Annotated in this window: 17 protein-coding genes; 10 read left to right on the top strand and 7 right to left on the bottom strand. The window is 60.8% G+C overall.

Annotated features, from left to right (window positions below):
• Positions 1–79: 79 nt before the first annotated feature.
• Entirely contained in the window at positions 80–1372 is a 1293-nt protein-coding gene (locus LOY69_RS07200) for an OprD family porin (RefSeq protein ID WP_265074319.1), read from the bottom strand.
• A 235-nt stretch (positions 1373–1607) separates the two neighbouring features.
• Between LOY69_RS07200 and LOY69_RS07205 the strand changes: the two genes are divergently transcribed.
• Together LOY69_RS07205 and LOY69_RS07210 are read left to right on the top strand one after the other, a co-directional pair.
• Complete coding sequence (locus tag LOY69_RS07205; protein ID WP_102861593.1) at positions 1608–2279, top strand: response regulator; 672 nt, start codon at positions 1608–1610, stop codon at positions 2277–2279.
• Positions 2272–3675 (top strand): sensor histidine kinase, encoded by a 1404-nt coding sequence (locus LOY69_RS07210; RefSeq protein ID WP_102878713.1) that lies wholly within the window; start codon positions 2272–2274, stop codon positions 3673–3675. Before LOY69_RS07205 ends, LOY69_RS07210 begins: the two co-directional genes overlap by 8 nt.
• Here the strand turns inward: LOY69_RS07210 and LOY69_RS07215 are convergent.
• Together LOY69_RS07215 and LOY69_RS07220 are read right to left on the bottom strand one after the other, a co-directional pair.
• Positions 3661–4482: an HDOD domain-containing protein gene (locus LOY69_RS07215; RefSeq protein WP_213664874.1), complete on the bottom strand. Its 822-nt coding sequence runs from the start codon at positions 4480–4482 to the stop codon at positions 3661–3663. The two genes, LOY69_RS07210 and LOY69_RS07215, sit on opposite strands and share 15 nt — an antisense overlap.
• Positions 4483–4520: 38 nt before the next feature.
• The gene (locus LOY69_RS07220; RefSeq protein WP_213664875.1) at positions 4521–5462 is read right to left on the bottom strand and encodes a YgfZ/GcvT domain-containing protein; all 942 of its coding nucleotides are present in this window, start codon (positions 5460–5462) and stop codon (positions 4521–4523) included.
• Between the two features lie 149 nt (positions 5463–5611).
• On the opposite strand from LOY69_RS07220, the gene LOY69_RS07225 reads away from it, so the two are divergent.
• Together LOY69_RS07225 and LOY69_RS07230 are read left to right on the top strand one after the other, a co-directional pair.
• Complete coding sequence (locus LOY69_RS07225) at positions 5612–5866, top strand: succinate dehydrogenase assembly factor 2 (protein ID WP_011059785.1); 255 nt, start codon at positions 5612–5614, stop codon at positions 5864–5866.
• Positions 5850–6302: a protein YgfX gene (locus LOY69_RS07230; RefSeq protein ID WP_110595071.1), complete on the top strand. Its 453-nt coding sequence runs from the start codon at positions 5850–5852 to the stop codon at positions 6300–6302. The genes LOY69_RS07225 and LOY69_RS07230 overlap by 17 nt, the downstream gene beginning before the upstream one ends.
• Here LOY69_RS07230 and nadB read toward each other — a convergent pair.
• The gene (gene nadB, locus LOY69_RS07235; protein WP_110595072.1) at positions 6265–7887 is read right to left on the bottom strand and encodes an L-aspartate oxidase; all 1623 of its coding nucleotides are present in this window, start codon (positions 7885–7887) and stop codon (positions 6265–6267) included. The two genes, LOY69_RS07230 and nadB, sit on opposite strands and share 38 nt — an antisense overlap.
• Before the next feature lie 558 nt (positions 7888–8445).
• Between nadB and rpoE the strand changes: the two genes are divergently transcribed.
• From rpoE to LOY69_RS07255, 4 genes are all read left to right on the top strand, one after another.
• Positions 8446–9027 carry an RNA polymerase sigma factor RpoE gene (gene rpoE, locus LOY69_RS07240; RefSeq protein ID WP_007930230.1) on the top strand — a complete coding sequence of 194 codons (582 nt, stop codon included), beginning with the start codon at positions 8446–8448 and terminating at the stop codon, positions 9025–9027.
• Positions 9028–9058: 31 nt separating this feature from the next.
• Positions 9059–9646: a sigma-E factor negative regulatory protein gene (locus LOY69_RS07245; protein ID WP_102861599.1), complete on the top strand. Its 588-nt coding sequence runs from the start codon at positions 9059–9061 to the stop codon at positions 9644–9646.
• A gap of 8 nt (positions 9647–9654) precedes the next feature.
• Complete coding sequence (locus LOY69_RS07250) at positions 9655–10611, top strand: MucB/RseB C-terminal domain-containing protein (RefSeq protein WP_253083894.1); 957 nt, start codon at positions 9655–9657, stop codon at positions 10609–10611.
• A gap of 223 nt (positions 10612–10834) precedes the next feature.
• A complete protein-coding gene (locus tag LOY69_RS07255; protein WP_102861601.1) occupies positions 10835–12265 on the top strand; it encodes a DegQ family serine endoprotease in 1431 nt (476 codons plus the stop codon).
• Between the two features lie 75 nt (positions 12266–12340).
• Here LOY69_RS07255 and LOY69_RS07260 read toward each other — a convergent pair whose 3' ends face one another.
• Positions 12341–13774 carry a M48 family metalloprotease gene (locus LOY69_RS07260; protein ID WP_102878719.1) on the bottom strand — a complete coding sequence of 478 codons (1434 nt, stop codon included), beginning with the start codon at positions 13772–13774 and terminating at the stop codon, positions 12341–12343.
• Between the two features lie 233 nt (positions 13775–14007).
• On the opposite strand from LOY69_RS07260, the gene LOY69_RS07265 reads away from it, so the two are divergent.
• Together LOY69_RS07265 and LOY69_RS07270 are read left to right on the top strand one after the other, a co-directional pair.
• Positions 14008–14247 (top strand): sulfurtransferase TusA family protein, encoded by a 240-nt coding sequence (locus LOY69_RS07265; RefSeq protein ID WP_011059792.1) that lies wholly within the window; start codon positions 14008–14010, stop codon positions 14245–14247.
• 33 nt (positions 14248–14280) lie between these two features.
• Complete coding sequence (locus LOY69_RS07270) at positions 14281–15351, top strand: AI-2E family transporter (RefSeq protein WP_102861603.1); 1071 nt, start codon at positions 14281–14283, stop codon at positions 15349–15351.
• Positions 15352–15388: 37 nt separating this feature from the next.
• On the opposite strand, the gene LOY69_RS07275 is transcribed toward LOY69_RS07270, so the two are convergent.
• Complete coding sequence (locus tag LOY69_RS07275) at positions 15389–15862, bottom strand: peroxiredoxin (protein ID WP_102861604.1); 474 nt, start codon at positions 15860–15862, stop codon at positions 15389–15391.
• A 10-nt stretch (positions 15863–15872) separates the two neighbouring features.
• Positions 15873–16433 carry a glycine cleavage system protein R gene (locus LOY69_RS07280; RefSeq protein ID WP_102861605.1) on the bottom strand — a complete coding sequence of 187 codons (561 nt, stop codon included), beginning with the start codon at positions 16431–16433 and terminating at the stop codon, positions 15873–15875.
• Positions 16434–16515 lie beyond the last annotated feature (82 nt).

Consider the following 16515-nt stretch of genomic DNA (forward strand, 5'->3'; position numbering starts at 1 on the left):
GTATGTCCGGGTCATCCCCGACCCTTTTTCCGCAGGAGCCGGCTTGCCGGCGCCTACGACGCAGCGAGATACGGGTGGCTTACCACAGGGCCACGCTGTAGCTCACCAGCAGGCGTACTTCATCGGCATCGCGTGCCGAATAGTTGGAACGGTAGGTGGCGTTGCGCAGGCGCACGGCGACGTCCTTGAAGGTGCCGCTTTGCACCACGTATTTGACCTCGGTGTTGCGTTCCCACTCTTTGCCGGTGTCGCCGTTTTTCAGGGCGATGTTGTCGCCGCTGAGGTAGCGGGTCATGAAGCTCAGGCCGGGAATCCCCAGCTTGGCGAAGTCGTAGTCATAGCGGGCCTGCCAGGAGCGTTCCTCGGCCCCGGCGAAGTCGTTGATCTGCACGAAGTTCACCAGGTACGGGTCGCTGCCATCGACATAGGGGAAGGCGCTGTCGCCGGACATGTGCTGGTAGCCGGCGCTGAGTTTATGTCCGTTCAGGGCATAGCTCACCAGGCCGTTGAGGGATTTGTTGTCGATCTTGCCGCCCCGGGCCTGGCCCTGGTCGTCGCTGATGGCCAGGCGCAGGTCGGCGCCGAAGGTGCCCGGTCCCATGGGCTGGGACGCTACCAGGCCGAGGAAGTGCTGGTTGTAGACATCGTCCAGTTGGGCGAAGTGGTAGCTGCCGGTGATCTTGTCGGTGAACTTGTAGTCCAGGCCGCCGAAATTGAAGTGCTTGCCGGCCACGGTGCCGGCGAAGCGGCTGTTCTTGTTGTTGAGGCGGATGTCCTCGTAGTTGCTGTCGTCGCGGTCCTTGGCCTTGTCCAGGCGCCCGCCGGTGAAGGTCAGGTTCTTGATTTCCTTGGAGGTCAGCAGGCCGCCTTCGAAGGTCTGCGGCAGGATGCGCCCGTCGTTGGGCTTGAGGATCGGTAGCTCGGGGATCAGGCTGCCGATTTTCAGTTCGGTGGCGGAGATCTTCACTTTGCCGGTCAGGCCGAGCTTGGAGTACTGGTCGGCGGCGCGTCCGTCATCGTGGGTCGGCAGCAGGCCGGTGCCGGTGCGGTCGGGGCTGGAGTCGAGCTTGACCCCGAGCATGCCCAGGGCGTCCAGGCCGAAACCCAAGGTGCCTTCGGTGTAGCCCGACTGCAGGTTGAGCATGAAACCCTGGGCCCATTCATCGCGCTTGGATTGCTGGGCGCTGGTGCCGTCGCGAAAGTCGCGATTGAAATACATGTTGCGGGTTTCGAAGGTGGCGCTGCTGTCTTCGAAGAAGGCGGCCTGGCTTAAGGGCGCGACACCGGCGAGGGCCGCGGCGCTGGCCAGGGCAGTCGGGGTCAGACGGGAAAAAAATACAGGTGTGACGGCGTGAGGGCGCGTGGACGGCATCCAGGGGTACTCCGTTATTGTTCTTATTTTGACGAAAACGCTTCGAGGCGTTTTGCGTATCAGCGGCCATCGGGGCCAGGGCAGTCGAGACTGTCCGTAGCCGGACTCTAAAGGGCCAACCTTTCGCTAACCTTTCAACGTACTTTCACGGTTTTCGGGCTTCACAGCGGCGAATGCAGCGGTACACTCCGCGCCAAAGAGCGGCGTCGATCCCCCCGGAACGAGGTAAGAAAACATGCGAGTCCTGCTCGTCGAAGACCATCTGCAACTGGCCGAGAGTGTCGCCCAGGCGCTCAAGAGCACCGGCCTGACCGTGGATGTGCTGCACGATGGCGTGGCCGCCGACCTGGCTCTGGGCAGTGAGGAATACGCCATGGCGATCCTCGATGTCGGCCTGCCGCGCCTGGACGGTTTCGAGGTGCTGGCGCGCCTGCGGGCCCGGGGCAAGAACCTGCCGGTGCTGATGCTCACTGCCCGCAGCGACGTCAAGGATCGGGTCCACGGTCTGAACCTGGGGGCCGACGATTACCTGGCCAAGCCGTTCGAACTGACCGAGCTCGAAGCCCGGGTCAAGGCGCTGTTGCGCCGTAGCGTGCTGGGGGGAGAGCGCCAGCAGCGTTGCGGAGTGCTGGCCTATGACCTGGATACCCGGCGCTTCACCCTGGGCGAAGAACTGCTGACCCTGACGTCACGCGAGCAGGCCGTGCTCGAGGCATTGATTGCCCGTCCCGGCCGGGTGATGAGCAAGGAGCAACTGGCCTCCCAGGTGTTCGGCCTGGATGAGGAGGCCAGCCCGGATGCCATCGAGATTTACGTCCACCGCCTGCGCAAGAAGCTCGATGGCCATGCAGTGGCCATCGTGACGTTCCGCGGCTTGGGTTATCTGTTGGAAAGCCGCGATGCATAGGCCCAGCAGCCTGCGCTGGCGGTTGCTGTGGAACCTGGCGCTGCTGCTGGTGGTGCTGATGCTGGCCAGCGGCTTGAGTGCCTACTGGAACGGCCGTGAGGCCGCCGACACCGCCTACGACCGTACCCTGCTGGCCTCGGCGCGGACCATTGCCGCCGGGTTGTCCCAGCGTGACGGCAGCCTCAGCGCCAATGTGCCCTATGTGGCCCTGGACACCTTTGCCTACGACAGTGCCGGGCGCATCTATTACCAGGTCAACGATATTCACCAGCAACTGATCTCCGGTTACGAAAACCTGCCTGGTCCGCCGCCGGGTACTCCGCGTACCGATGACTATCCGGCCCTGGCGCGTTTCTACGATGCCACCTATCAGGGCCAGAACGTGCGGGTGGTGAGCCTGCTCAAGGCGGTCAGCGAGCCGAACATGAACGGCATGGCGGAAATTCGCGTGGCGGAGACCGACGAGGCGCGGGTCGCCATGGCCCGTAGCTTGATGGCCGACACCTTGCTGCGCCTGGGAATGCTGGCCATGGGGGCGTTGCTGTTGGTGTGGTTTGCGGTGAGTGCCGCCTTGCGTCCGCTGGAACGTTTGCGCGGTGCGGTGGAGGAGCGCCAGCCCGATGACTTGCGGCCGCTGCCGCTGGTTTCGGTACAGCGTGAGTTGTGGCCCTTGGTGCGGGCCTTGAACCATTTCACCGAACGCCTGCGGGGGCAGTTCGAGCGCCAGGCACAGTTTATTGCCGAGGCCGCCCATGAGTTGCGAACACCGCTGGCAGCACTCAAGGCCCGTCTGGAGCTGGGGCTGCGTTCCAGCGAGCCGGACACTTGGCGCACGACCTTGGAAAGCGCGGCTCAGGGCACCGATCGCTTGACCCACCTGGCCAATCAGTTGCTGTCCCTGGCCCGGGTGGAAAATGGCGCCCGGGCGATCGCCGAGGGGGGCGCACAGTTGCTCGATCTCAGCCAGTTGGCTCGGGAACTGGGCATGGCCATGGCGCCTCTGGCCCATGCCAGGGGGGTGGCCTTGGCCCTGGAAGCCGACGAGCCGGTGTGGCTCAAGGGCGAGCCAACCCTGCTCAATGAACTGCTGAGCAACCTGGTGGACAACGCCCTGGCCCACACGCCGTCGGGCGGCAATGTGGTGTTGCGGGTATCGGCGCCGGGGGTGCTGGAGGTGGAGGACGACGGGCCGGGTATTCCCCTGGAGGATCGCGACCGGGTCTTCGAACGTTTTTACCGGCGTAATCAGCAGGTGGCCGGTTCGGGGTTGGGGCTGGCAATCGTGGGGGAAATCTGTCGCGCCCATCTGGCACAGATCAGCCTGCACGATGGCCAGCCTTCGGGGCTCAAGGTGCGGGTGAGTTTTATCGCGGGGTTAGGATCAGTAGAGCATTGAGCGGGATTCTTGCAGCTCGTTGCACATGGCCTGGTTTTCCGGGTCGATCCCCAGCTTCTTGAACGCCGGCACGCTGAAGGCGTCAATGCGCGAGAGGGAGTGATCTGTGTCTTTGTGGCAGTACAGGGTCGCCACCTGGACCAGATCGACGTAGTCGATCCCGCTGGTCTGGCGGTTGAATTCCAGGTAGTGCCCGGGGATCTCCACCAGTTGCTCGGGGAACTCCCAGACCCGAAGCAGCTTGTCCCCCAGCAACGGGTGAATGCGTTCGATCACGTGATTGAGGCTGACCGGGTCGGAAAGCAGTTCGTAGTGGTCTTCGGCGTAGGTCAGGATCGGCAGCACGCCGATCTGGTGTACCAGTCCGCCAAGGGCTGCCTGGTCGGGCTTGAGCTGGGAGTAGCGGCGGCACAGGGCATAGCTGACCCCGGCCACTTCCAGGCTGCGGCGCCACACATCGTGCATTTTCTGTGCAACCACCTCGGAGCGGGCATTGAAGATCTGCTCCATCACCAGGCCGATGGCCAGGTTGCTGCTGTAGTTGACGCCCAGGCGGGTGATGGCGGTATGCAGGTCGGTGACTTCCTGTGCCGCCCGCAACAGGGGGCTGTTGACCACCTTGATCAGTCGCGCCGACAACGCGGTGTCGCGGCCTATCACTTTGCTCAGGGTGCTGACGCTGATTTCCGGGTCTTCGGCGGCCCGGCGAATCTGCATGGCCACCTCCGGTAGGGTTGGCAGAACCAGGTCATCGTTGTCGATGGCCTCCACCAAATCCTGTTGGACCTTTTGCGCCAGCTCAGTCATTTCAGTTCTCTAGGGTGTTGCAGGAAAGGGGGAGTCGGTCAGCGCTGGATTTCGCGATCGCGGTCCAGCTGGTACGGCAGGTCAAGCAATTGCAGACCGGGCCCTTCGAGTGCGCCCAGGTGCAGGTTGCCATCTTCTGCCGCTTCGGCCTGCAACACGGCCAGCAGTTCCACCTGGTCTTGTGCCTGGGCGGCCAGGACCACTTCACCGATGGAGCTGTTGTGGGTCGGGGAGAACAGCGGGGTGCCTGGTATGGGGAGTTCGCCGCTGGGCAATGCGAGTCGGTAGAGGCGGCGCTTGAGCTTGCCCAGGTATTGCATGCGGGCGACGATTTCCTGACCGGTGTAGCAGCCTTTCTTGAAACTGACGCCGCCCACGGCCTGGAGGTTGAGCATCTGTGGAATGAACAGTTCACGGGTCTGCGCCATGACCTGGCCGAGGCCCGCGCGGATCTGGCCTAACAGCCACTGATTGAGCTCTCCCTGGGGCAGTTGCGCAGCCAGTTGCTGGCTCAGGCTCTCGGCGCGTTCTGCTGGGACCCAGAGTTCGACGCGGTGGCTTGAGGCGCGCACGGCAATCAGGTCGTCGGCGCGGACTACGGCGCCGTCGTCCTGGGGCAGTTCAAGGCCCAGGCCGCTCAGGCTGGAGTCGGCATGGCTGAGGCCGAAGCGCACCCAGTTGGCGCTTTCATCGGTGAGCTTGGCCTTGGAGAAGACTGCGTACTTCTTCAGGTCCGCCAGTTGCGGCTCAAGCAGTTCGCTGGCCATGGCCAGCAGGCAGCCGTCACCTTCCAGGAGGATGCGGAAACTGGACTGCATGCGGCCTTTCTGGTTGCAACGGGCGCCCAGGCTGGACTGGCTGTCGCTGAGGTAATTGAGGTTGCAGGTCAACTGACCCTGAAGGAATTTGCTGGCATCAGGGCCGCGGACGGCGAGGACGCCTTCGTGGGACAGGGGGCAGAAAAAAGCGGAGTCAGCCATGGTTCATCGCAGGGTAAAAAGTCTGGGGCACATCATAAGGGGGCGCCCCTGAAATGGATAGTTCACAAAGGACAGGTGGTGACCGACCAAAGCCGACTGTTCTCGTGTTCCCCGGGCTGTATACTTGCGCTCTATTTGAGGAGCGCTCCATGGTTGAAGATGTTGAACTGAATCGCCTCTACTGGCACAGCCGTCGCGGCATGCTTGAGCTGGACGTATTGCTGGTGCCGTTCGTCAGGGAGGTGTACCCGCATCTCAATGAGACCGATCGCGAGTGCTACCGCAAGTTGCTGGAGTGTGAGGATCAGGACATGTTCGGCTGGTTCATGGAACGCAGCGAGTCCGAGGATCCTGAGCTGCAGCGCATGGTTCGCATGATTCTGGACCGTGTCCAGCCCAAGTAGGCTGTTCGAGTGCCGCTGGCGTGCTTCACGGCAACTGCTGGCGGCCTACCTGCTGGCCCAGGCATTCGCTCTGGTCGCTATTTTCCTGCTGGATATCCCGTCTTTGGCCAAGGTGCTGGGCATCCTGCTGTGCCTGTTGCACGGCGGCTGGGTGCTGCCTCGACAGATTTTGTTGACTCATTCCCGAGCATTCAGCCGCTTGCGGCATTCATCAGAGGGTTGGCAGCTGTGGAGTCCGGCCACGGGTTGGCAGGGGGTGCAGTTGCGGCCTGACAGCCTGGCATTGCCGCTGATCGTGGTATTGCGCTTCCGTCTGCAGGGCGAGCGCTGGGTGCGCTCCCTTTGTGTGCCGAGGGACGCGCAGACCGCCGATGAGCATCGGCGTCTGCGGGTGCGGCTCAAGTTCGGCCGGAGTAGGTGGGCGGCAGCAGAATAGTGTCGCGAGCTTCGGGCAGCAGCTGCGGATAGTCGAGGGTGTAGTGCAGGCCGCGGCTTTCCTTGCGCTCCATGGCCGAGAGAATCATCAATTCGGCCACCTGGGCCAGGTTGCGCAACTCGATCAAGTCACGGCTGACCTTGTAGTTGCTGTAGAACTCGTCGATTTCGTCCAGTAGCAGGCGAACCCGGTGTTGAGCCCGTTGCAGGCGTTTGTTGGTCCGCACGATACCGACGTAGTCCCACATGAATCGCCGCAGTTCGTCCCAGTTGTGCGCAATGATCACGTCTTCGTCAGAGTCGGTGACCTGGCTGGCATCCCAGGCCGGCAGGGCGATGGGAATCGAGATCTGAGGCAGCTGCTGGAGAATGTCGGCCGCTGCCGAGCGGGCGTAGACGAAACACTCCAGCAACGAGTTGCTGGCCATGCGGTTGGCTCCGTGGAGGCCAGTGAAACTGGTTTCGCCAATGGCATACAGGCCTGGCACATCGGTGCGCCCTTGTTGATCGACCATTACGCCGCCGCAGGTGTAGTGGGCGGCCGGCACCACTGGGATCGGCTGCCGGGTGATATCGATGGAAAATTCCAGGCAGCGTTCATACACGGTGGGGAAGTGGGTTTTGATGAAGGCTTCCGGTTTGTGGCTGATATCCAGGTAGACGCAGTCGATCCCCAGGCGCTTCATTTCGTGGTCAATGGCCCGGGCGACGATATCCCGGGGAGCCAGTTCAGCCCGAGGGTCGAAGCGCTGCATGAAGCGTTCGCCGTTGGGCAGCTTGAGGTGGGCGCCTTCACCGCGCAGGGCCTCGGTGATCAGGAAGCTCTTGGCCAGTGGGTGATACAGGCAGGTGGGGTGGAACTGGTTGAACTCCAGGTTGGCCACCCGGCAACCCGAGCGCCACGCCATGGCGATGCCATCGCCACAGGCACTGTCGGGGTTGCTGGTATAGAGGTAGACCTTGGCTGCACCGCCGGAGGCGAGGATCACGAAGCGGGCGCCGAAGGTGTCCACTTCACCCGTGCCGCGGTTGAGTACGTAGGCGCCCAGGCAGCGATCACCTTCCAGGCCCAGGCGTTTTTCGGTGATCAGGTCAACGGCAACCCGCTGCTCCAGCAGTTCGATATTGGGGTGTTGTCGGGCCTGGGCCAGCAGTGTCTTGAAAATGGCTGCGCCGGTGGCGTCTGCGGCATGGATGATCCGTCGGTGGCTGTGACCGCCTTCACGGGTCAGGTGGAACTCGAAGCCATTGTCATCGCTGCTGGCGTCTTCATCACGGGTAAAGGGAACCCCCTGGTCGATCAACCACTGGATGGCCTCACGGCTGTGTTCCACGGTAAATCGCACGGCATCTTCGTGGCACAGGCCGCCACCGGCGTTGAGGGTGTCATCGACATGGGATTCGACGGTATCGGTATCGTCCAGAACGGCAGCGACGCCGCCTTGGGCCCAGTAGGTCGAGCCGTTGGCCAGATCGCCTTTGCTCAGGACGGCGATACGCAAGTGGCGGGGCAGTGTCAGGGCCAGGCTCAAGCCGGCGGCGCCGCTGCCAATCACCAGAACATCGTGTTGAAACTGTTGGCTCATTTGAAGGATTCCGCTCAAAGCGACCCAATATGGGGTTGGCGCCAGACGCCTGAATCGGCGAGTCAAAGCAGCCACACAGCCCACTAGTATATAGAGGGGGGGATCGGCACAATAGTCGCGCCTTCATGGCGTTGTGCGACTTCGCTGAGCAAAAGCGTTGCTCTCGACCAGCCTCTACTCGCGGCGTTCAAGCTGCCGCGCGGGTTGATCGAAGAAGTAGGGCTGTTTTTCTCTTCACCGTTACACAATCTTCGTTCGGCGCAGCTATAAAGATTGGGAACTTTTGCCAAGGCCCCAAACTCAATAGAAGGTTGCCTGAAAGAAGGGACAGCGTCGGTTCTGGCCAGGGTTTGCAATCTGTCCCTTGGTGACAGAAATCGACGACAGGATTATTCGCGCAGCCGGCCTTGCCCGCGCTGCGTTTTTCGTGCGTGCCGGATCAGAGCCCGCAGGAAACTTGCTTGGAGGGGGAGAACTTTTGCGAAAAGCCCGAGTCTATGTTTGCAAGCCTGATCGATTAGTGATGCAAGCCTCCTCCGAGCTTATCGAGGAGTGTTCATGCTAACCCAGGAAGAGGATCAGCAGCTGGTCGAGCGCGTTCAGCGTGGCGACAAGCGAGCGTTCGATCTGCTCGTGCTGAAGTACCAGCACAAAATTCTCGGGTTGATCGTGCGTTTCGTGCACGACACCCATGAAGCCCAGGATGTCGCACAAGAAGCCTTTATCAAGGCTTACCGTGCACTAGGTAATTTTCGGGGGGACAGCGCGTTCTATACGTGGCTGTACCGTATCGCCATCAACACGGCGAAAAACTATCTGGTTTCACGCGGCCGCCGGCCGCCGGATAGCGATGTGAGTTCTGAGGATGCGGAGTTCTATGACGGCGATCATGGCCTGAAGGATCTCGAATCGCCGGAACGTGCATTGCTGCGGGATGAGATCGAGGGCACCGTCCATCGAACCATTCAGCAATTGCCTGAAGATTTGCGTACAGCCTTAACTTTACGTGAATTCGATGGTCTGAGTTACGAGGACATTGCCAGCGTCATGCAGTGTCCGGTGGGTACCGTGCGCTCCCGGATTTTCCGCGCTCGGGAAGCCATCGATAAAGCCCTGCAGCCGTTGTTGCAGGAAACCTGAGACAGCGGCGACAGCCAAGAGAGGAACCGCCATGAGTCGTGAAGCCCTGCAGGAATCGCTGTCCGCGGTGATGGATAACGAAGCGGACGAACTGGAATTGCGTCGGGTGTTGAATGCCGTCGACGAAGTAGAAACCCGTGAGACTTGGGCTCGTTATCAAATCGCCCGGGCAGCTATGCACAAGGAGTTGCTGCTTCCACGTCTGGACATCGCCGCTGCTGTTTCGGCAGCTCTGGCTGATGAGGCCGTACCAGCCAAAGCGTCCCGTGGACCTTGGCGCAGTCTGGGCCGTCTGGCGGTAGCTGCATCGGTGACTGTGGCGGTACTGGCCGGTGTGCGCCTGTACAACCAAGATGAGATCGCAGGCGTTGAACTGGCTCAGCAAGCCGCTCAACCTACCCTGGCGACTCCACAAATTAAGGGCCCTGCTGTACTGGCCGGCTACAATGAAAGCTCGGAAGCCACTGGCCCCATGGCTAATGGTGTATTGCAAGGGCAGCCAGGCTGGCACGATCAGCGTCTGCCAAGCTATCTGCGTCAGCATGCTCAGCAAGCTGCACTCAAAGGCACTGAAAGCGCACTGCCTTATGCCCGTGCGGCAAGCCTGGAAAACCGCTAAGGAGGATCATGCGCGCCATACCTCTACTCTCGCTTCTGCTTGGTGGCTGGTTTGTGGTTCCAGCCCACGCCGATGAAGCCCAGGGCTGGTTGCAGCGTCTTGGGCAAGCGGAACAGCAGCAAAGCTTTCAGGGCACTTTCGTTTACGAGCGTAACGGTAGTTTTTCTACCCATAACATCTGGCATCGCGTCCAGGGTGGAGAGGTCCGTGAGCGTTTGGTTCAGCTCGATGGATCTGCTCAAGAGGTGGTGCGTGTCGATGGTCGCACCCAGTGTGTCAGCGGTACGTTAATGGCAGGGTTGGGCGATGCCCCGGACTCTGCGGCCCGTGCGCTGGACCCGCAAAAGCTCAAGAATTGGTATGACCTTGCCGTTATCGGCAAGTCACGTGTGGCTGGGCGTCAGGCAGTGATCGTTTCGGTTACGCCCAGAGATCAACATCGTTATGGCTTTGAGTTGCATCTGGATCGGGAAACCGGCCTGCCGCTCAAATCCCTGTTGTTGAACGACAAGGGACAACTATTGGAGCGCTTCCAGTTCACTCGTCTGGATACTGCAGATGTCCCTGAAGATGCGGAGTTGCAAGCGGGTGCTGACTGCAAACCCGTGAGCCTGGACAGCGACAAGGCTTCGGCCATCAAGACTGCGCAAACCTGGCATTCCGACTGGCTACCTCCAGGTTTCGAGCTGACCAGTAGCTCCGCCCGCAAGGATCCGCAAACCAAGACCCTGGTCAACAGCTTGCTGTATGACGACGGTTTGGCGCGGTTCTCGGTGTTCCTCGAGCCACTCAATGGTGCGACGGTTACCGATACCCGCACCCAGCTCGGTCCGACTGTTGCCGTATCACGTCGCTTGACCACGCCTGAAGGCGAAATGATGGTCACCGTGGTCGGGGAAATCCCCATTGGCACTGCTGAACGTATTGCGCTGTCGATGCGTTCCGATGCCACCGCCAAGCAATGAGCCTTTGTTGGTTGTGTAAGAGGTCGGTTATGCCTACTCCACAATTGAGAAGATGAAATGTTTGGTGAGCAATTTCATTTGCAAAATCCCCAGAGTTTTTTTATAGGTCAGAACCCCTCGGTTCTGACCTTATTTGTCGTTCCTGGAGCAAAAGTACCGCCCCTGTATTTTCGGTGCGACTTGCTCCATATCGCTTAACCACGCTCGTCGTAACGGGAGCCGTATGTCGATACCACGCTTGAAGTCTTACTTCACCATTCTTGCCACCGTGCTGGTGCTGGGGCAGGCCGTGTCTGCCCAGGCCGCCGAGTTGCCTGATTTCACCCAACTGGTCGAGCAGGCCTCGCCTGCTGTGGTGAATATCAGTACAACGCAGAAGCTGCCTGATCGGCGGTTTTCCAACTCGGCACAGATGCCCGAACTGGAAGGCCTGCCGCCAATGTTGCGGGAGTTCTTCGAGCGTGGCATGCCTCAGCAGCGCTCTCCGCGAGGGGACCGCCAGCGTGAAGCCCAGTCCCTGGGCTCGGGTTTCATCATTTCCCCGGATGGCTACATCCTCACCAACAATCACGTGATCGCCGATGCGGACGAGATTCTCGTGCGTCTGGCCGACCGCAGTGAATTGAAAGCCAAGCTGATAGGCACCGATCCGCGTTCCGACGTGGCACTGTTGAAGATTGATGGCAAGGACCTGCCTGTGCTGAAGCTGGGTAAATCCCAGGACCTGAAAGCCGGGCAATGGGTCGTGGCCATCGGTTCGCCATTTGGTTTCGACCACACCGTGACCCAGGGCATCGTCAGTGCCATTGGTCGCAGTCTGCCAAACGAAAACTACGTTCCCTTCATTCAGACCGACGTGCCGATCAACCCGGGTAACTCCGGTGGCCCGCTGTTCAACCTGGCGGGGGAAGTGGTGGGCATCAACTCGCAGATCTACACCCGTTCCGGTGGCTTCATGGGGGTGTCCTTCGCGATCCCTATCGACGTGGCCATGGACGTTTCCAATCAGCTGAAAACCGGTGGCAAGGTCAGTCGTGGCTGGCTGGGCGTAGTGATTCAGGAGGTCAATAAAGACCTGGCAGAATCCTTTGGCCTGGAAAAACCTGCCGGTGCACTGGTCGCGCAGGTTCAGGACGGAGGCCCAGCGGCCAAGGGCGGCCTGCAAGTGGGGGACGTGATTCTCAGCCTCAATGGTCAACCCATTGTCATGTCGGCGGACCTGCCGCATCTGGTCGGGGCACTGAAGGCCGGAGCCAAGGCCAACCTGGAAGTGATCCGTGAAGGCAAGCGCAAGAATGTCGAGCTCACCGTGGGCGCCATTCCTGAAGAAGACAAGGATCTGAGCATGCTGCCCAAGTCCGGCGTCGAGCGCAGCAGTAACCGTCTCGGCGTAGCCGTTGTAGAGCTCAATGATGAGCAGAGAAAGGCTTTTGACCTCAAGGGTGGCGTAGTCATCAAGGAAGTCCAGGATGGCCCAGCGGCGTTGATCGGCCTGCAGCCGGGCGACGTGATCACCCACCTGAACAACCAGGCGATTACCACCGCCAAGGAGTTCACCGAAATCGCCAAGGCGCTGCCGAAGAACCGTTCGGTGTCCATGCGCGTACTGCGTCAGGGGCGAGCCAGTTTCATTACCTTCAAACTGGCCGAGTAATACGTCTGACGCCGTGCTCGCGTAGTAAAAAGCCCGCCTCGTAAGAGGCGGGCTTTTTTATGGCGCCTGGAAACATCAGCGCATCATGTCTTTGACCATCTGCTCCTGGTCCATCATCTCCCGCTGACGAGCGTCGATTCTCGACGACAGTGGGAAGTTGCTGCCGGCCCGCCGTTTGGCGAAGTCCAGTTGCTGAATGGCTTGGCGGTAGTCGCCGACCAGGGCGAAGTACTCGGCCCGGGCCTGGTGCAGGCCAATGATATTGCCCGACAGGCCGCGGGTTTCCGCCACCAGATACCAGACATCCGGATCGTCCGGACGGCTTTTCAGCAAGCCTTCCAGGGCCTTTTCCGCATCCGCGGGGCGGTTCTGCTTGAGCAGCAGGTCCACCCGGATCTGATTCAGCGGGTAGTTGCCCGGGTACAGGTTGAGCATCCGCTCCACACGAGCTTGCGCATCCGGCAGGCGGTTGTTGGCCATGTCCAATTCGATCTGGGCCAGGTTGTAGGTGACATCGTTGGGGGATTTGGCCAGCAGCGGCTTGAGGTTTTCCCGAGCCTCGTTCCACTGGCTGCCCTTGATCTGGGCGATGGCCAGACCGTAACGGGCAATGTCGTTCTTCGGGTTTTCATCGAGCTGGGCGCGAAAGCGCTTGGCGGCCAGACCAGGAGATTCTTCGTAATTCAACTGCACCCGCGCACGGATCAGTTGATAGCGCAGGCTGTCTTCGGTGCCTCCGAGTTTGGCCTGTTCTGCGCGGTTGCGGGTGTCGGCGATTCGCGATTCGGTGACCGGGTGCGTCAGGAGGAATTCCGGAGGCTTGGCATCGAAGCGGTATTGGCGCATCAAACGTTCGAACATGGTGGGCATCGAGCGTGGGTCGTAGCCGGCTTTCTCCAGATTGAGAATGCCGATGCGGTCGGCTTCCTGTTCGTTTTGCCGGGAAAAGCGCCGCTGTTCCTGGATGGCCGCGGCCTGGGTGCCGGCGATGGTGGCGATCCCCGCATCCCCGGCGCCGGCGGCAGCGATCACGATCCCGGCTAGCAAGGCGGCCATCATTGGCACCTGCATGCGCCGCTGGGCTTCAACCCCGCGGGCAAAGTGGCGTTGGGAAAGGTGCGCCAGTTCGTGAGCCATCACCGAGGCGTACTCTCCCTCGGTCTGGGCATTGAGAAACAGGCCACCGTTGACCCCGACAATCCCGCCGGGGGCGGCGAAGGCGTTGAGCTGCGGGCTGTTGATCAGGATGAACTCAAGGCGGCGGTCGTTGACCTGGCTGGTCTCCACCAGTTTGTAGACGCTGGTTTCGACATAGTCCTTGAGTTGCGGGTCGTTGAGTTGCGAGACCTGGCTGCGTAGCAACGCCAGCCAGGCACGGCCCAGCTGGTGTTCCTGTTGTGGAGAGACAATGGATGAACTGGCATCACCAAGTGACGGCAGGTCGTCGGCGAAGCCCGGTGAGGCGAGCAGGCAAGCGAGCGTCAGCAGGGTAGGGCGCAATAAATTCATGCACAAAGCCTTATTCGACAAAGGCTCTACTGTAGCTGCCCGCTGGTCCGGGGACCAGATAAAGCCAGTGAAAACTCTGCGGATAAAAAAGTGCTTTCGGGTAAATTCCGACGTCTACCTCATCGAGCTTCTATCACGGCGCTGCAGCGCTCTGGTTTCAGGCTTCTTTATTGCCGACGGCTTTGCCTTGCAGGGTATTCTAGGCGCCTTGAATTGATGATCGGAGTAAGCCAATGACCGATGTTGTCGCCCATGACGCCGAGCTCGATGCCAGTGGACTGAACTGCCCACTGCCACTGCTCAAGGCCAAGATGGAACTCAATCGCCTGGCCAGTGGCGCGGTGCTCAAGGTCATTGCCACCGATGCCGGGTCCCAGCGTGACTTCCGCACCTTCGCTCGCCTGGCCGGTCATACCCTGTTGCGCGAAGAGGACGAGGCCGGGGTCTATCGTTACTGGCTGAAAAAGGCCTGACGGCCGTTCACCGTTTTCATCTAAGGATCATTGATGTTCAAAGTGCTACGTGACTGGATACAGCGCTACTTCTCGGATGAAGAAGCGGTGGTGCTCGCTGTACTGCTGTTCCTGGCCTTTACCGCTGTGCTGACCTTGGGTGGGATGCTGGCGCCAGTACTGGCGGGCATGGTCCTGGCTTACCTGATGCAGGGGCTGGTGGTCAGTCTGGAGCGCCTGCGCCTGCCCGGTGGGGCGGCGGTGGGGTTGGTGTTCGCGTTGTTCATGGGCCTGCTGCTGGTGTTCATCCTGGTGGTGGTGCCTTTGCTCTGGCACCAGTTCGTCACCCTGTTCAACGAATTGCCGGGGATGCTCGCCAAGTGGCAGTCACTGTTGCTGCTGTTGCCCGAGCGCTATCCGCACCTGGTGTCGGACGAGCAGGTACTACAGGCCATCGAAGTGGCTCGGGGCGAGATCGGCAAGTTCGGCCAATGGGCGCTGACCTTCTCCCTGTCCAGCCTGCCCTTGCTGGTGAACATCATGATCTACCTGGTGCTGGTGCCGATCCTGGTGTTCTTCTTCCTCAAGGATCGGGCGATGATCAGCCGTTGGGTTATCGGCTACCTGCCTCAGGAGCGAACCTTGATCACTCGGGTTGCCCACGAGATGAACCGGCAGATCGCCAACTACATCCGCGGCAAGGTCATCGAGATCGTTATTTGCGGTGGTGTGACCTACATCGCCTTCGTCGCCCTGGGGCTTAACTACGCGGCCCTGCTGGCCCTGCTGGTAGGGATTTCGGTGGTGGTGCCCTATGTCGGCGCCGTTGTGGTCACCGTGCCGGTGGCGCTGATCGCCCTGTTCCAGTGGGGCTGGAGCGACCAGTTCATCTACCTGATGGCGGTCTACGGGATCATCCAGGCCCTGGATGGCAACGTGCTTGTGCCGCTGCTGTTCTCCGGTGCGGTGAACCTGCACCCGGTAGCAATCATCTGTGCGGTGCTGCTGTTTGGCGGGCTGTGGGGCTTCTGGGGGATTTTCTTTGCGATTCCCCTGGCCACGCTGTTCAAGGCTGTGCTGGATGCCTGGCCGAGGAAGGACCCGGTGGTGGCGCCTTTACTCTAGATAACGCGGGGCGGCTGATTCAGCCGCCCCGTTGGTTTCAGGCCTTGTTCAGAGCCTGGGCTGCTGCCAGTACGGCGTCGACATGGCCCGGAACCTTGACCCCGCGCCATTCCTGGCGCAGGACGCCGTCCTTGTCGATCAGGAAAGTGCTGCGGTCCACGCCCAGGTATTCCTTGCCATAGAGCTTCTTCAACTTGATCACGTCGAACAGCTGGCAGACGGCTTCGTCCTTGTCGCTGATCAGCTCGAAGGGGAACTCCTGCTTGCACTTGAAGTTCTCGTGGGACTTCAGGCTGTCGCGGGAGATGCCGAAGACCTCGGTGTTGGCGGCCTGGAAGGCGGCGTATTGATCACGAAAGCCCTGGCCCTCGGTGGTGCAGCCTGGGGTGCTGTCCTTGGGGTAGAAGTAGATCACCACTTGCTTGCCCTTGAGGCCGGACAGGCTGACGGTCTGGCCGCTGGTGGCAGGGGCCTGGAAATCAGCGACGGGTTGGTCGATAGCAACAGCCATGGGAGCTTCCTTACATGGGGTTCTGTGGGCGCCAGGGTTCGATCAGCGCATCGAGGTTCATGGCGTCGGCAAAATCCAGGAACTGGTCGCGCAACCAGCTGATCTGGGTGCCGGCGGGCAGGGTCACGGTAAAGGTGGCATTGAGCATGGTGCCGCCGGTTTGCGGAGCCTGGTAGGTATCGCAGGTGAGGTTTTCCAGTTCGACATGATGGTCGATGAAGAACTGGCACAGCTCATTGACGATGTCAGAGCGGTAGGCCGCGCTGACGTAGGCGACATAAGGCAAGGCCTGGGGACGGCTTTCCAGAGCGGCGCTGCGCACCACGTTGACCGTGAAGGCGTGCTTCTTGGCCAGGGATGGCAGGCTGCTTTCCAGGCGCGCCAGGGCGTCCCAACTGCCGGAAATCTCCAGCACCAGGGCGCTGCACTCGCCGTGTCGGGTCAGGCGCGAAGTCACCACGGCACAACGGTTTTCATGGCTGGCGCGGCACAGGACGTTGGTCAGCTCCATGGGGTTGGCGCCGAGGGCACTGATGACAAGGAATTGTTCGCGAACTGTGGGGGTGGACATGCAGCATTCCTAAAGCGATGAGCGGTCGGTACTTTTTGACAAGCCAGTAGCAGGCAAGCGTTGCAAGCTGAACTTCAGGGCC

This window comes from Pseudomonas sp. B21-059 (assembly GCF_026016285.1).
Classification (GTDB): domain Bacteria; phylum Pseudomonadota; class Gammaproteobacteria; order Pseudomonadales; family Pseudomonadaceae; genus Aquipseudomonas; species Aquipseudomonas danubii.

Excerpts from the sequence above, each read along its gene's own strand:
- LOY69_RS07280 (WP_102861605.1), bottom strand. The coding sequence starts at position 16,433 with ATGTCCACCCCCACAGTTCGCGAACAATTCCTTGTCATCAGTGCCCTC.
- LOY69_RS07245 (WP_102861599.1), top strand. The coding sequence starts at position 9,059 with ATGAGTCGTGAAGCCCTGCAGGAATCGCTGTCCGCGGTGATGGATAAC.
- LOY69_RS07220 (WP_213664875.1), bottom strand. The coding sequence starts at position 5,462 with ATGGCTGACTCCGCTTTTTTCTGCCCCCTGTCCCACGAAGGCGTCCTC.
- LOY69_RS07200 (WP_265074319.1), bottom strand. The coding sequence starts at position 1,372 with ATGCCGTCCACGCGCCCTCACGCCGTCACACCTGTATTTTTTTCCCGT.
- LOY69_RS07210 (WP_102878713.1), top strand. The coding sequence starts at position 2,272 with ATGCATAGGCCCAGCAGCCTGCGCTGGCGGTTGCTGTGGAACCTGGCG.
- LOY69_RS07270 (WP_102861603.1), top strand. The coding sequence starts at position 14,281 with ATGTTCAAAGTGCTACGTGACTGGATACAGCGCTACTTCTCGGATGAA.
- LOY69_RS07225 (WP_011059785.1), top strand. The coding sequence starts at position 5,612 with ATGGTTGAAGATGTTGAACTGAATCGCCTCTACTGGCACAGCCGTCGC.
- LOY69_RS07205 (WP_102861593.1), top strand. The coding sequence starts at position 1,608 with ATGCGAGTCCTGCTCGTCGAAGACCATCTGCAACTGGCCGAGAGTGTC.
- LOY69_RS07250 (WP_253083894.1), top strand. The coding sequence starts at position 9,655 with ATGCGCGCCATACCTCTACTCTCGCTTCTGCTTGGTGGCTGGTTTGTG.
- LOY69_RS07255 (WP_102861601.1), top strand. The coding sequence starts at position 10,835 with ATGTCGATACCACGCTTGAAGTCTTACTTCACCATTCTTGCCACCGTG.
- LOY69_RS07215 (WP_213664874.1), bottom strand. The coding sequence starts at position 4,482 with ATGACTGAGCTGGCGCAAAAGGTCCAACAGGATTTGGTGGAGGCCATC.
- LOY69_RS07275 (WP_102861604.1), bottom strand. The coding sequence starts at position 15,862 with ATGGCTGTTGCTATCGACCAACCCGTCGCTGATTTCCAGGCCCCTGCC.
- LOY69_RS07265 (WP_011059792.1), top strand. The coding sequence starts at position 14,008 with ATGACCGATGTTGTCGCCCATGACGCCGAGCTCGATGCCAGTGGACTG.
- nadB (WP_110595072.1), bottom strand. The coding sequence starts at position 7,887 with ATGAGCCAACAGTTTCAACACGATGTTCTGGTGATTGGCAGCGGCGCC.
- LOY69_RS07260 (WP_102878719.1), bottom strand. The coding sequence starts at position 13,774 with ATGAATTTATTGCGCCCTACCCTGCTGACGCTCGCTTGCCTGCTCGCC.
- rpoE (WP_007930230.1), top strand. The coding sequence starts at position 8,446 with ATGCTAACCCAGGAAGAGGATCAGCAGCTGGTCGAGCGCGTTCAGCGT.